Annotated in this window: 13 protein-coding genes; 10 read left to right on the forward strand and 3 right to left on the reverse strand. The window is 46.3% G+C overall.

What is annotated here, in order from left to right; genetic code table 11:
- Positions 1–192 precede the first annotated feature (192 nt).
- The 4 genes from LKD42_RS13970 (at position 193) to LKD42_RS13985 (ending at position 5,880) form a co-directional block, all read left to right on the forward strand.
- Positions 193–1,593 carry an undecaprenyl-phosphate glucose phosphotransferase gene (locus LKD42_RS13970; protein WP_022119975.1) on the forward strand — a complete coding sequence of 467 codons (1,401 nt, stop codon included), beginning with the start codon at positions 193–195 and terminating at the stop codon, positions 1,591–1,593.
- A 14-nt stretch (positions 1,594–1,607) separates the two neighbouring features.
- The gene (locus tag LKD42_RS13975) at positions 1,608–2,912 is read left to right on the forward strand and encodes an LCP family protein (protein WP_248836048.1); all 1,305 of its coding nucleotides are present in this window, start codon (positions 1,608–1,610) and stop codon (positions 2,910–2,912) included.
- Between the two features lie 19 nt (positions 2,913–2,931).
- On the forward strand, positions 2,932–3,879 hold the full coding sequence (locus LKD42_RS13980) for a glycosyltransferase family 2 protein (RefSeq protein ID WP_248836049.1): 948 nt from the start codon (positions 2,932–2,934) through the stop codon (positions 3,877–3,879).
- A gap of 114 nt (positions 3,880–3,993) precedes the next feature.
- The gene (locus LKD42_RS13985) at positions 3,994–5,880 is read left to right on the forward strand and encodes a S1C family serine protease (RefSeq protein ID WP_248836050.1); all 1,887 of its coding nucleotides are present in this window, start codon (positions 3,994–3,996) and stop codon (positions 5,878–5,880) included.
- A 172-nt stretch (positions 5,881–6,052) separates the two neighbouring features.
- On the opposite strand, the gene LKD42_RS13990 is transcribed toward LKD42_RS13985, so the two are convergent.
- A complete protein-coding gene (locus tag LKD42_RS13990) occupies positions 6,053–6,442 on the reverse strand; it encodes a BlaI/MecI/CopY family transcriptional regulator (protein WP_022119971.1) in 390 nt (129 codons plus the stop codon).
- Between the two features lie 126 nt (positions 6,443–6,568).
- Between LKD42_RS13990 and LKD42_RS13995 the strand changes: the two genes are divergently transcribed.
- The 5 genes from LKD42_RS13995 to rpoD all read left to right on the forward strand — a co-directional run bounded on the left by LKD42_RS13995 (position 6,569) and on the right by rpoD (position 10,881).
- Positions 6,569–6,724, forward strand: a complete 156-nt coding sequence (locus LKD42_RS13995) for a hypothetical protein (protein ID WP_248836051.1) — start codon at positions 6,569–6,571, stop codon at positions 6,722–6,724.
- Between the two features lie 60 nt (positions 6,725–6,784).
- The gene (locus LKD42_RS14000) at positions 6,785–7,729 is read left to right on the forward strand and encodes an AEC family transporter (protein WP_248836052.1); all 945 of its coding nucleotides are present in this window, start codon (positions 6,785–6,787) and stop codon (positions 7,727–7,729) included.
- 94 nt (positions 7,730–7,823) lie between these two features.
- On the forward strand, positions 7,824–9,212 hold the full coding sequence (gene clpX, locus LKD42_RS14005) for an ATP-dependent Clp protease ATP-binding subunit ClpX (protein WP_022119969.1): 1,389 nt from the start codon (positions 7,824–7,826) through the stop codon (positions 9,210–9,212).
- Between the two features lies 1 nt (position 9,213).
- Complete coding sequence (locus LKD42_RS14010; RefSeq protein ID WP_147632027.1) at positions 9,214–9,672, forward strand: signal peptidase II; 459 nt, start codon at positions 9,214–9,216, stop codon at positions 9,670–9,672.
- Between the two features lie 81 nt (positions 9,673–9,753).
- Positions 9,754–10,881, forward strand: coding sequence for an RNA polymerase sigma factor RpoD (rpoD, locus tag LKD42_RS14015; RefSeq protein ID WP_022119967.1), 1,128 nt, complete (start codon positions 9,754–9,756; stop codon positions 10,879–10,881).
- Between the two features lie 72 nt (positions 10,882–10,953).
- On the opposite strand, the gene LKD42_RS14020 is transcribed toward rpoD, so the two are convergent.
- Positions 10,954–11,844, reverse strand: coding sequence for an SseB family protein (locus LKD42_RS14020; protein ID WP_248836053.1), 891 nt, complete (start codon positions 11,842–11,844; stop codon positions 10,954–10,956).
- A 238-nt stretch (positions 11,845–12,082) separates the two neighbouring features.
- Between LKD42_RS14020 and LKD42_RS14025 the strand changes: the two genes are divergently transcribed.
- The gene (locus LKD42_RS14025) at positions 12,083–12,985 is read left to right on the forward strand and encodes a DMT family transporter (protein ID WP_248836054.1); all 903 of its coding nucleotides are present in this window, start codon (positions 12,083–12,085) and stop codon (positions 12,983–12,985) included.
- On the opposite strand, the gene LKD42_RS14030 is transcribed toward LKD42_RS14025, so the two are convergent.
- Entirely contained in the window at positions 12,951–13,877 is a 927-nt protein-coding gene (locus LKD42_RS14030; RefSeq protein WP_248836055.1) for an AraC family transcriptional regulator, read from the reverse strand. The genes LKD42_RS14025 and LKD42_RS14030 overlap by 35 nt on opposite strands.
- Between the last annotated feature and the right edge of the window lie 236 nt (positions 13,878–14,113).

The raw sequence follows: 14,113 nt of genomic DNA on the forward strand, positions 1-14,113 counted from the left end.
GGCGGGTCCCAAGGTCTTTCATCCACCTATGAGCAAGCTCATGTGGATTTAGACCTTTTGACCCTGGCATCATAAAAAATAGCAATACAAAACGTAAATTATTTGTAAAACGCTGCCAAAACGGGCAAAAAAGAATTGCCCTTTTTCGGCGTATGCGTTATGATAAGGCAAGCAAACAGGGAGAGGATAACCATGATCAAAGACAATCAAACGCTTCTGAACCGCATCCATGTGGTGGTAGATGCACTGGTGATCGCATGTACCTATATCGCAGCCTGGTTTATTCAGTTTGAGTTTTTCGCACCGGATGTTGCCGGAAAACTTCCGCTTGAGACGTATATGTCAGCCCTGGTCATTCTGATACCGGGGCTGCTGTTGCTCTATCATGCATTCAGCCTGTACACGCCAAAACGGGTGCAGGGACGAAGACTTGAGTTTGGCAACATCGTAAAGGCAAACACCATAGCACTGCTGCTGTTTTTTACGATTGCATATATGCAGCATGAAATCGACTTTTCCAGAAAGATGCTCTGCATTTTCTATGCACTGAACATCGTTGTGGAAACGCTGGTGCGGAATCTGATCCGCATGGTGCTGATGAGCCTTCGCAGACGCGGGCTGAACCAGAAACAGATCCTGCTTGTCGGTTACAGCCGGGCGGCAGAGCAGTATATCGACCGTATCATTGCGAATCCGCAGTGGGGCTACTGTGTCCGGGGCATCTTAGATGACAATGTGGCACGCGGGACGATGTACAAAGGCATCAAAGTGATCGGAAGGATCGAGAATCTGGTCGTGATCCTGCCGGAAAACTGTCTGGATGAGATTGCGATCACGCTGGGACTTGGGGAATACGAGAAACTGCAGCACATCGTTGCACTGTGCGAAAAGTCCGGAGTGCACACCAAATTTATCCCGGACTACAATAATATTATTCCGACCAGACCTTACACCGAGGATCTGCTCGGACTTCCGGTGATCAACATCCGTCATGTGCCGCTGACCAATACCTTCAACAGCATGGTCAAACGCAGCATCGATATTTTCGGGGCACTGGTGGCCATTATCCTGTTTTCACCGATCATGCTGATTTCGGCAATCCTGGTGAAAACAACTTCGAAAGGACCGCTGATCTTCAGGCAGGAACGTGTCGGACTGCACAACAAGCCGTTCTATATGTATAAATTCCGCTCGATGGCGGTGCAGGAGATAAAGGATGAAAAGGCAGCCTGGACGACAAAGAACGATCCGAGAGTGACAGGCATCGGCAAGATCATGCGAAAGACGAGTATTGATGAACTGCCGCAGCTGTTCAACGTCCTGAAAGGAGATATGAGCCTGGTCGGTCCGAGACCGGAGCGGCCTCAGTTTGTGGAGAAGTTCCGGGAGGAGATCCCACGTTATATGGTAAAACATCAGGTGCGTCCGGGGATGACCGGATGGGCACAGATAAACGGATACCGGGGAGATACATCCATCAAACGCAGGATCGAGTTTGACCTGTACTATATAGAGAACTGGACCGTGGGACTGGATATCAAGATTTTGATTCTTACAATTTTTAAAGGCTTTATCAACAAGAATGCATACTAGAAGGGGGATTTGAGATGGCAAGAAAAAGCAAAAGAGAGTCAGATGACCGCAGGTTTGATGACAGAGAGTACCGCCGGGATCCATATTACCGGGACGATTACCGCCGTCAGAGCAGGGGAAACTACCGCGGCGAAGAGAACAGAGGCTATCAGCAGGAAGAATACCGCCGGGATTACGGCAGACAGTATGACCGACGTTACGAGCAGGGATACCGTCAGGACGGATACGGAAGAGACGGCGGCTACCGTCAGGGTTATCCGGGCGGCGGCTATGACGACCGGTACTATGAACAGGATGACAGAAGAAAACGTGCAGCAAAGAAAAAGAAGAGAAAACGGATCACGTTTATCATTGAAATCCTGATCCTTGTACTTCTGGCAGCCGGAATGTTTGTTGCTGCAAAGGTCGGCAAGATCAAACGTGCCGATGTATCAAAAGGTGACATTGTGATCAATGACAACGTCAATCTGAAAGGCTATACAAACATTGCACTGTTCGGTGTGGACTCCAGAGAGGGAAGCCTTGACAAAGAGGCTCACAGTGATACCATTCTGATCGCAAGCATCAACAACAAGACAAAAGATGTCAAACTGGTGTCTGTTTACCGCGATACTTACCTGGACAATACAAACGGAGAGTACCGCAAGGCGACCGAATGTTATTATTTCGGCGGACCTTCCCGTGCGATCAGCATGCTGAACAAAAACCTGGATCTGGATATCACGGATTTTGTCACCGTAGATTTCACGGCAGTTGCCGATGTGGTCGATGCACTTGGCGGTATTGACATCGATGTGCAGGAGGACGAGATTGTACATCTGAACAATTATCAGGTAGAGGGTTCCCAGGTGACCGGAAAAGAGATCGTTCCGGTCGAATATGCAGGACTTCAGACCTTAAACGGACTTCAGGCACTGTCTTACTGCCGTATCCGTTACACGGAAGGAAGCGATTTCAAACGTACCGAAAGACAGCGTACCGTTCTTCAGAAGATCCTGGAGAAGGCAAAAAGTGCCGATCTTCTGACACTGAACAATCTGATCGACAACGTGGCCGGCAATATGATGACAAGCCTTGGCAACACGGAGCTGCTCTCCCTGGCAAAAGATGTTTCTTCTTATAACCTGACAGACCAGACGGGATTTCCGTTTAATTTAACGGCAGCAAATCTTCAGGCAGGAGACTGCGTGGTGGCAGTCGATCTGGCAGACAATGTACGTCAGCTTCACCAGTGGCTGTTCGATGACAGCAGTTATGAGCCATCCGATTCCGTGCAGGAGATCAGCTGGCAGATCATCAACGATACAGGAATACAGTAAACAAGAAAGTAGGGAAAATGTGAAAAAAACGGTAGATGTTGTGATTCCGAGCTATAAACCGGATCATAAATTTGACCGGCTGATGCATATGCTTCAGAAACAGACTTATCCGATCGGGACGATCCTGATCGTAAATACGGAAGAAAAGTTTTTTCCGGAAAAAGGATATGAAACGTGGCAGAATGTACAGATCCGGCATATAGAGACAGAAGATTTTGACCACGGCGGTACCAGAGATGGTGCCGCCTCCCTGCTTGACGGGGATCTGATCTTATTTATGACGCAGGATGCCGTCCCGGCAGATGTTTATCTGGTGGAAAAACTGGTATCCGCTTTTGAAAAGGAAAAGGTGGCGGCAGCCTATGCAAGACAGCTGCCGGACAAAGACTGCGATATCATCGAGCGTTATACGAGAAGTTTTAATTATCCGAAAGAGAGCAGCGTAAAAACAAAAGCAGACTTAGACCGTCTGGGGATCAAAACGTTTTTCTGTTCGAATGTCTGTGCGATGTACCGCAGAAGCATTTACGAAAAGCTGGGAGGTTTCGTAAAGCACACCATTTTCAATGAAGATATGATATTTGCGGGAAAACTGATCCAGGAAGGTTATGCCATTGCCTATGTTGCAGAAGCAAGAGTGGTTCATTCCCACAACTATACAAATTGCCAGCAGCTGCACCGGAACTTTGATCTGGCAGTGTCCCAGGCGGATCACCCGGAGATTTTTGCCATGGCAAAATCAGAAAGTGAAGGGATTCGCATGGTGAAGGCGACTGCAGCGTATCTGATCGCACAGAGAAAGCCGTATCTCATTCCGATTCTGGGGATGCGAAGTGCAAGCAAACTGCTCGGTTATAGGCTTGGCAGGTCCTATCAGAAACTGCCGGAAAACATAGTTTTACACCTTACAGGAAATAAGAGTTATTGGGAGAAGAAAAAGAAACTTCAGTCAAGATGTAAAAATTAAGCGATTTTGTCACACTTTGAACACAAACGACTGCTATACTTTCATACCATACAGAAAAAATGTGGCCTGATAGAAAAGTCAGACGCAAAATAGCGATAAGAGGAGGATTTGGTCATGTATGATGAATTTGATAATAAAGAAAATGAAGACCGCTACGATCCAAAGCAGCCATCCGCAGAGGATGAAGTGAAAACCGGGCAGATGTACGGGGAAGAAGATCAGCTGTCAGAAACCGAAGAGGTACAGGCATCGACAGCGGAAGAAACCGAAGCATCCGCAGAATCCGGGGAGCAGTCATCTGTTTACCATTACAGCTACGAAAGAGGCGAACAGGCAGAGCCGACAGGCAGCACACAGAACGCACAGCAGTATGGTTCATCAGAGCATCATGCAGAAGAGCATATTAACGAAGAAAAGAAAGGATACCGTCAGTACTATCAGAATGGAGAGTATCACCAGAGAGAAGACGGATGGCATGACGGCGTTTACCAAAATCATCCGCAGCAGAAACATTCGCTGGAAAGCGGCGGGAAAAAGCCGTTTGGCACAGGCAAGAAGATCGCAGTTGCTTTCGGATGTGCAGCCGTATTCGGTCTGGTGCTTGGTGTGACGTTCGGAACGATCGATTCCAAAAAATCCGTGAGCAGTCTTGTGGCAGAAAGCGAGACTATCTCATCCGGTGAGACTGAGCAGAGAGCAGAGCTGCAGACACAGGCAGCCGGTGATGCAGATAACAGCCAGAGTGTCACACAGAGCGTCTCAGCAGCCGGCGATGTTTCTGAGATCGCAGAGAATGCGATGCCATCCATCGTAGCGATCACAAACAAAGGCGTAGAAGAAGTACAGAGCATGTTTTTCGGAACAACACAGTATCAGGAAACAGAAAGTGCCGGTTCCGGTGTGATCATTGCCAAGACAGATAAAGAGCTTCTGATCGCTACCAACAACCATGTGGTGGACGGAGCAGAAGAACTGAGCGTCTGCTTTACCGTGGATACGGAAAACACCGATGATGCCGTCGTAAAAGCACAGGTAAAAGGTACGGATTCGGACCATGACCTGGCCGTTGTGGCAGTCAGCCTTTCTGATATTTCCGAAGATGTAAAGAGCAAACTGAAAGTTGCTGTTATGGGTGACTCCGATAAACTGAAAATCGGCAATCAGGTGATCGCGATCGGTAATGCACTCGGATACGGACAGTCTCTGACGGTAGGTTACATCAGTGCCCTGAACCGGGAAGTGACGATCGATAATGTCAGCAACAATATGATCCAGACGGATGCAGCGATCAACTTTGGTAACAGCGGCGGTGCACTGCTCGATGCGAACGGCAATCTGATCGGTATCAATTCCGCAAAGGCAGCAGATACCGGCGTAGAGGGTATGGGATATGCGATCCCGATCAATACAGCTTCTCCGATCCTGGATGAGCTGATGAACCGTACGACCAGAGCAAAAGTAACGGACAGCGAAGAACTTGGTTTCCTCGGTGTTGATGCAAGAGATGTATCCGAAGAAGCACGTCAGATCTACAATCTGCCGGCAGGTGCATTTGTATACAGCGTAGTAGAAGGTTCTCCGGCAGAAAAAGCAGGCATCAAGAAAGGTGACATCATCACAAAACTGGATGGCATCACGATTTCTTCCAGAAGTGAACTGTTTTCACGCATGGAGTATTACAAAGCAGGTGAGACGATCGATGTGGTTGTCAAGACAGCACAGGGCGGAGAATATGTAGAGAATACCTTCTCTGTCACACTGGCAAAGAAGAGTGAGTACACTTCTTCCTCAGACGGCAGCTCAGATTCTTCAGGTTCACAGAGTCAGGATCAGGGAAACAGCCAGGATAACAGTCAGGGACAGGATAATGGACAGAGCCAGCCGCGTCAGTATTATGAATATGACGGCAATGGAAGCGATGGATACAGCGGAAACGGAGGAAACAGCGGAAGCAACAGCTACGATTCCCTTGAAGATTTCTTCCGTCAGTTCCAGCAGTAATCTTAAGCCGACAGAAAATATGTAAAAAGAAAAGGAGCTCACATTTAAGTGAACTCCTTTTCCTGTGTCCGTCAGGCTTTCCCAGAAGAAAAGCTGACGCATACACAAGTGTACCACACAACTATAGTAATTTGTAATATTCATACGTACTCTTGCACTCCCCTCTGAATGGCTATTTTACAGTATCATTCAGAATAGCGATAATTGCGTCAGCATCTTCTTTTGTGATATTATCGCTCTTTGCATAAGCTGTTACAAATTTTACAAGAGAATTGTCATAAGCATCCTCCAGAATCTCCTTTGCATGGAACTCACGGTAAGCATCGCGGGAAATTGCCGGGATGTAAGTAGTTCTGCGACGGGAGCCTTCTGTTCTCAGGAAACCCTGCTCCATCAGGATCGTCAGGTAAGTGTAAAGAGTCTGGCGTTTCCAGTCTCTTCCTTTCACTTCTGTGAAATGTTTGTAAATTTCACGGAAAGAAGTACCTTCTGGGAAATCCCACAGATAATCCATGATCAGCTTGGTTGTAGCAGTAAGATTGTAAGTAGAAATAGAAATCACCTCCTAAAATTTTATATCCCTATACTACTATTCTGATAAGGGAAATGCAAGTATAATTTACAATTTTTGTGAAAAATTTTTGAAATTGTGTACAAAAAAGAAGCATTGCTATAGGATTTATAGCATATGGAGATCGGGGGGGCAAAATGTAAAATAAAAATGGAAGAAGGAGCGATCCGCAGGCTGGTCTGGAACGCAATCGCTGATATGCACTGGAAAAAAGCGAAGGGACATGGTATAGTATACATCGGACGTGAGATGCCCCGCTTCTGCAGGCGGTGAGCAGCAGGTTTTCTTGAACAGACTGTCATGAAAAAACTGCAGAGATTGGAGTTTTGTTTTATGAGTAATTTGATGTTTTGCCTGAATGCAACGATGCCGATCTTCCTGACGATGATGCTCGGATATGCATTTCGAAAGTGGCATATCATGGACGGATCGTTTGTCGATAAGATGAACAGCTTTGTATTTAAGGTGGCACTTCCGGTGCTGGTATTCCAGGATCTGGCGACCGTTGATTTTTTTGAAGCCTGGGACTGGAAATTTGTAGTGTTTTGTTTCCTTGCTACGTTAATCAGTATTACAGCGGTAACATTACTGTCCTTTCTTTTGAAAGATAAGAGCCTGCAGGGTGAGTTTATCCAGGCATCTTACCGGAGCAGTGCGGCGATCTTCGGAATTGCCTTTATCCAGAACATTTACGGTGAGGCAGGCATGGGACCTTTGATGATTGTGGCAAGTGTGCCGCTTTATAACATTATGGCGGTTGTAGTACTGACCGTAATGCGGCCGGAACGCGGCAGGGTAAACGGAGCACTGATACGCAAAACGTTACACGGGATCATCACCAATCCGATCATTGTCGGGATCCTGACGGGCGTTGTGTGGTCTGTTTTAAAACTTCCGATGCCGGTGATACTTGAAAAAACAGTAAAAAATGTAGCAGTGCTTGCAACACCGCTCGGACTGATGGCGATGGGAGCATCGATCGAGTTCAAAGGAGCTTTCGAAAATATGCGGCCGGTGATCCTGGTCGTTCTCTTAAAGCTGGTGATCCTAGCGGGCGTATTTCTGCCGATCGCAGTGACACTTGGTTTCCGGACGGAAAAGCTGATCGCAATCCTTGTGATGCTCGGCTCGGCGACAACGGTCAGTTCCTATGTTATGGCAAGAAATATGGGGCATAAAGGAGTGCTCACTTCCAGTGTTGTCATGCTGACGACGCTGCTCAGTGCATTTACACTGACCGGATGGCTCTATCTTCTGAAAGTACAGGGACTGGTATAATTGTTTTTCCATTTTCTTTCGAAAAAGTTTACTTGTTTCTTGCGAACATATGAGCTATAATGATGAACAGTAAAATTACTGGAGGTTTATGACAATGCCAGATGAAAAAAACATTGATGTTGATGTAGTAGACGAAGAAAAGAAAGAAGATTTTGAAGATATTTGCTTTCTGTGCCGCAGACCGGAGAGCAAAGTAGGAAAGATGGTACATTTGCCGAACGATATCCATATCTGTCAGAATTGTATGCAGAAGGTTTTTGATTCCATGGGAAAAGGCGGTATGAATTTCCAGGATATGTCAAATATGCCGAATATCAGCATGATCAATCTGTCGGATCTGCAGGATCACATTCCACAGAAACAGAAGATTCGCAAAAAGAAGAGCAAAGAAGAGGCAAAACCGGCATTTGATCTGAAATCTGTCCCGGCACCGCATAAGATCAAGGCAAAACTTGATGAGTATGTGATCGGTCAGGACTATGCAAAGAAAGTGGTTTCTGTTGCCGTTTACAATCACTATAAACGTGTGGCGACCGGCACGATGGATGATATTGAGATTGAAAAGTCCAATATGCTGATGATCGGACCGACCGGAAGCGGTAAAACCTATCTGGTCAAGACCCTTGCAAAACTTCTGGATGTGCCGCTGGCGATCGCCGATGCGACTTCGCTCACAGAGGCAGGTTACATAGGAGACGATATCGAGAGCGTTGTCAGCAAGCTGCTTGCAGCTGCAGACAACGATGTGGAAAAAGCAGAACAGGGCATTATTTTTATAGATGAGATCGACAAGATCGCAAAGAAAAAGAACACCAATCAGAGAGACGTCAGCGGAGAGTCTGTCCAGCAGGGTATGTTAAAGCTTTTAGAAGGTGCCAATGTGGAAGTACCGGTCGGAGCCAACAGCAAAAATGCGATGGTGCCGCTGGCCACAGTAAATACCAGAAATATTCTTTTTATCTGCGGCGGAGCTTTCCCGGGACTGGAGGATATTATCAAGGAGCGTCTGAACAAACAGGCATCCATCGGATTTCGTGCAGATTTAAAGGACAAGTATGACAACGATCCGGATATCCTCGAAAAAGTGACACTGGAAGATATCCGCAATTTCGGCATGATCCCGGAATTTATCGGAAGACTGCCGATCGTCTTTACACTGAGGGGACTGACAAAAGAGATGCTGGTCAAGATCTTGAAAGAGCCGAAAAATGCCATCCTCAAGCAGTATCAGAAACTGCTGGCACTCGATGAAGTGCAGCTTGTTTTTGAGGATGGAGCACTGGAGGCGATCGCAGAGAAAGCTCTGGAGAAAAAAACCGGAGCGAGGGCACTGCGGGCGATCATCGAAGATTTCATGCTGGATATCATGTATGAGATCCCGAAAGATGACAGCATCGGCAAAGTTACGATCACAAGGGATTATATTGAACATAAAGGCGGACCTCTGATTGAGATGAGAGGTGTGCCGGCACTGGAGGAATAGTATGAAGTGGATGCTATTGCCGGCAGGCATTTTTACGGCGGATTATATTATGAAGAAGAGAGCGGAAAGCTGGAATGAGGAGGAGGCGCCAGAAAAAATGCTCGGAGGGCATATCATCCTTCAGAAGCTGCATAACCGGGGAGCTGCACTGAGCTTCATGGAGAAAACTCCAAAATTGCTCACAGGTGTTACAACAGTTGTTACAGCAGGAATGACGGCGTTTTACGTTTATCTTATAAAGAAACCAAAACAGTTGTTTTTGAAGACAGGTGTTGGGATGATCCTTGGAGGAGCATGGAGTAACGTTTGGGATCGTATCACACGAAAATATGTGGTTGACTATTTCAGCTTCCACACAAAGTGCAGAAAACTGGAACGTGTAGTGTTTAATCTGGCAGATATGTTTATCTTTTTGGGAGGATTTCTTGTGATTTTCTGGAATATGCTCCGGAAAAGTTGACAGAAGATGTCAAAAATGGTATCTTATTAAATGCAGCAAAATGAGTTGCCAGAAGGCAAGAGCATTAGGAGAAATTGTAGTATGGATGAATTACAGCAGGAACAGTTTACAAAAGCATTGCTTGGACTTGTAGATTTAGCAAAGACAAAGAAAAATGTCTTACAGTACGGTGAGATTAATGATGCCTTTAAAGGACTGGAACTTACCGAAGATAAGATGGATCTGGTACTGGAGTATCTGGAAAAGCAGAAAATTGATATTGTAAATGCCGAAGTTGGCGTGGACAATGCAGAAGATCTGATCCTCGACAATGATGATATCATTCTGGATGACGAGGACGAGGTTGAGATCATCGATGATGTGGATGTGCTGGAAGGTGTCAGCACAGAAGATCCGGTGCGTATGTATCTGAAAGAGATCGGAAACGTGCCGCTGCTGACCACCGAGCAGGAGGTAGAGCTTGCAAAGCGTGTGGAAGCAGGAGATGAAGAAGCAAAGAAACAGCTGACGGAAGCCAATCTTCGTCTGGTAGTCAGCATTGCCAAAAAATATGTCGGTCGTGGAATGCCGTTTCTGGATCTGATCCAGGAAGGAAATATGGGACTGATGAAAGCCGTTGACAAGTTTGACTATACCAAAGGTTATAAGTTCAGTACCTATGCGACATGGTGGATCCGTCAGGCGATCACCAGAGGTATCGCAGATACCGGAAGAACGATCCGTGTGCCGGTACATATGGTAGAGACCATCAACAAGACACTTCGTATGACCAGAACGCTGCTTCAGGAGCTTGGCCGTGAACCGACCCCGGAAGAAGTTGCAGAGAGATTGAATGTCTCTGTGTCACGTGTAAGAGAAGTTCTCAAGATCTCCAGAGATCCGGTATCACTGGATACTCCGATCGGAGAAGAGGATGACAGTCATCTGGGAGACTTTATCGAGGATGATTCCGCACTTTCACCGGCAGATTCCGCAGCATTTTCCATGCTCAGAGCAGAGCTTGCAACAGCACTGGAGTCTCTGACAGACAGAGAGCGTCAGGTTGTTAAACTGAGATTTGGTCTGGAAGACGGAAGAGCAAGAACACTCGAAGAAGTCGGAAAAGAGTTCAACGTAACACGTGAGCGTATCCGTCAGATCGAAGCCAAGGCTTTGCGGAAACTGCGTCACCCGTCCAGAAGTAAGCGATTAAAAGATTTTCTGATCTGAGAGCTGAAGTCCGGCAAACCGCAGACAGGAAATAAAAGAGGGCACAGGATTTTACTCCTGTGCCTTTTTCAGTTAACCATCAATACGTTTTTTGAAAGCAGGCAGCTGCTCACGGCGAAGCGGCAGGGCAGTACTGGTCGGATTTAACAAAAAACCTTTTGCATCTTTCACCAGGAACTTCTCCAGATCATCAAATTTCACGACAACCGGACGAAGTCTTTTCTTCGGATCAAACCTCTGAAGCTCGTATCCGTCTGTGAAGATAGCCTGATACATCTCGCCGTTCTGATTGTTGACATACGGAACACGGATGTTATTTTTTTTCTTTGGCTGTTCTTCTTCTGCTTCTGATTCTTTGGATTCTTCGATGTTTCCATCTTCCGTGTTGCCGTCAGGATTTTCTGCTTTACTGTCAGCATCTTTTTCGCTTTCGTCTACAATAATACCGCTTAAGAAACGGCCGCGTACCAGATTGGCAACCAGTTCTTCGTCCATTGCCCGCAGATCAGCTTTTTCTTTTTCTTCCTCGCTGACCGGACGACGCATCTCCTGCAGGAAATACAGGGAAGTGAGCATCAGCTCCGGATTGATGACAGGACGCTGTTTTTCCGGAAGTTCGTCCGGATTATGTCTTCTGTGAACGATCGCTTCAAGAGCGAGAGAGGTTTCCGTATCATTGTCATGCAGTACCACGCCGTTGACACCGAGAGCGTAGAGTGTACCATAGAAATGAAGGAACTGCTCTGCTGCTACTCTTACGGATACCACCGGGATTTTTTCCTGCTCATTTTTTGCAACAACATAAGCATGTGCTGCCTCAGCGTCTGAGAAGATATGTATCTGGTCATCGAAAGATTCTTCGTTACAGGTTACATAAGGATGCTTGGTGGACTGGGAGAAAATAACGAACATCTCTGGAAGTCCCTGAAGTTTTTTGATGATAAAGCTGTTATCTATTGCCATTTGTGTACACCTCATATTCTTTCTGTTATAGTGATTTTGGGATGTGAAAGATGCCGGTATTTATGCAACTTTCACAATTATTGAGACCCTACTGACAGTCATTGTACCATATTTCCCAATAAAAGAAAATATAAAAATTTATGATATTTCGTTGAAAAACATAAAGAAATCCGCCATTGACTTTCGAAAAAGAAAAGAATATGATGAAAGCTAATGAAATAAAGAAGGAATTGTAAAAATGAAAAAAGGAAATCTGAGAAGTTCCGCATTGCTTTTACTGACGGCATGCATCTGGGGCGTGGCGTTTGTTGCCCAGAGCGTGGGGATGGAGTATGTCGGACCGTTTACGTTCAACTTTGTGAGAAGTATTCTGGGAGGGCTGGTTCTGATCCCGTGTATTTTCTTCCTGAACCGGGGGAAAAAAACAGAAGCAGAAAAAATCAGTGCAGAAGAGAAAAGAGCACAGCGAAAAACACTGCTGACCGGCGGGATCTGCTGTGGTATCGCACTGTGCCTGGCAACGAATTTCCAGCAGATCGGCATCCAATATACAACGGTAGGAAAGGCTGGTTTTATCACAGCATGTTATATTGTGATCGTTCCGGTGATCGGACTTTTTATGAAGAAGAAATGCAGTCCGATGATCTGGCTGTCGGTGCTTCTGGCAGTTGTGGGTTTGTATCTGCTCTGCATAAACGAACAGTTTTCAATCGGATACGGAGATATTCTGGTATTTGTCTGTGCGATTCTGTTTTCGGTACATATCCTGATCGTGGATTATTTTTCGCCGAAGGTGGACGGTGTGAAGATGTCCTGCATCCAGTTTTTAGTGTGCGGTCTGTTATCCGGCATTGCGATGCTCTTTGCGGAACAGCCGCAGTTATCCGCAGTGCTTCTGGCGTGGAAACCGATCGCTTATGCCGGTATCATGTCCTGCGGTGTCGGTTATACCCTTCAGATCGTCGGTCAGAAAGGGATGGATCCGACCATTGCATCGCTGATCCTCAGCCTAGAGTCCTGCATTTCTGTGCTTGCTGGCTGGCTGCTGCTTGGCCAGACCTTAAGTATACGGGAAGGACTTGGCTGTGTTGCCATGTTTGCGGCGATCATTCTGGCTCAGCTTCCGGCGAAGGAGTCTTGAGTGCATTTTTGCGATACTCCCGCGGTGTGCATCCCATTTCGGATTTGAAAATTTTAGAAAAATAGCAGGGACTGGAAAAGCCTGTCAGCAGTGAAATATCAGTGATACTTTTGTTGGTGTTTTGCAGAAGCGGCAGGCTTTTCTGTATGCGGTAATGCAGCAGGTAGTCAAAAAGCGATTCGTTCATATGACTTTTGAAAAAGCGGCAGCATTCGCTTTTACAGATATTGATCTGAGCGGCAACCTGCTCGAGTAGGATTTTTTCCTGATAATGGTCGTGCAGATAGGAGAGCAGCACCAGCAGACGTTCCCGGTCACGCTGTACCGCAGGAAGTGTTTCGGTCTGTGGCTCAGTATTCTGATACAGGGTCAGCCAGATCCTGGAGAGCAGGATTTGGATCTGAAAATCCCAGCACGGAGCCTTGGAAGAAGAAATTTCCCAGATTTTTGTCAGGTTTGCAAGGATTTCTGCCTGCCATGCGACATCCGGGGAAAATTTGATGGAAGAAAAACGGTCGTCCAGTGTCAGCGGTGTGACATAGGCTGTCTGAATGCGGCTGGATTCGAAGCCATAAATGATACGTGGGTCAAAGGTCGTGGAAATATAAACACAGTCTTCCTTATTATACATGTGTCCGGTGTGCGGCATGTTGGCATTGCAGAAAAGTCCCTCGCCGGTGGTGAGATGATAAGTTTTGTCATTTACCTGATAATTGATGTCTCCGGATACGATCAAAGTCAGCTCAATCTCCGGATGCCAGTGCCAGAAAAAGGAACTTCGCTCATAAGAAAACAGGTTTTCATGGCTTACATTTACCGGAAAAGCAAACGTTCCGTGGTCTTTTAGTTCACGTTGTTTCTGATTGGTCTGGATTTGCATAGAATACCTCAATATAATTATAGTTTTTATTATGATACTTGTTGATTTTTTCTGTAAGTCTCATTATACTTATATTAGCGTGAACGTCAAGGACACAGAGCCGGACGTAACCGGGAATGTTTTTGAGCTGCGATTTTTACAGAAGAAGCAGTTCGTGACAGTATACATTTAATGATGCCAGGGTCAAAAGCCTGAAACCACGATGTGCTTGCACAAGAGTGGTTTTATGGCTTAATGACCCGCCCCGA

Origin of the sequence: Hominisplanchenecus faecis (assembly GCF_020687205.1) — a bacterium.
GTDB classification, from domain to species: Bacteria; Bacillota; Clostridia; order Lachnospirales; family Lachnospiraceae; genus Hominisplanchenecus; species Hominisplanchenecus faecis.

Coding starts and splice junctions, on each gene's coding strand:
- LKD42_RS13985 (WP_248836050.1), top strand. CDS start 3,994: ATGTATGATGAATTTGATAATAAAGAAAATGAAGACCGCTACGATCCA.
- LKD42_RS14000 (WP_248836052.1), top strand. CDS start 6,785: ATGAGTAATTTGATGTTTTGCCTGAATGCAACGATGCCGATCTTCCTG.
- rpoD (WP_022119967.1), top strand. CDS start 9,754: ATGGATGAATTACAGCAGGAACAGTTTACAAAAGCATTGCTTGGACTT.
- LKD42_RS13975 (WP_248836048.1), top strand. CDS start 1,608: ATGGCAAGAAAAAGCAAAAGAGAGTCAGATGACCGCAGGTTTGATGAC.
- clpX (WP_022119969.1), top strand. CDS start 7,824: ATGCCAGATGAAAAAAACATTGATGTTGATGTAGTAGACGAAGAAAAG.
- LKD42_RS13995 (WP_248836051.1), top strand. CDS start 6,569: ATGGAGATCGGGGGGGCAAAATGTAAAATAAAAATGGAAGAAGGAGCG.
- LKD42_RS14025 (WP_248836054.1), top strand. CDS start 12,083: ATGAAAAAAGGAAATCTGAGAAGTTCCGCATTGCTTTTACTGACGGCA.
- LKD42_RS14010 (WP_147632027.1), top strand. CDS start 9,214: ATGAAGTGGATGCTATTGCCGGCAGGCATTTTTACGGCGGATTATATT.
- LKD42_RS14020 (WP_248836053.1), bottom strand. CDS start 11,844: ATGGCAATAGATAACAGCTTTATCATCAAAAAACTTCAGGGACTTCCA.
- LKD42_RS13970 (WP_022119975.1), top strand. CDS start 193: ATGATCAAAGACAATCAAACGCTTCTGAACCGCATCCATGTGGTGGTA.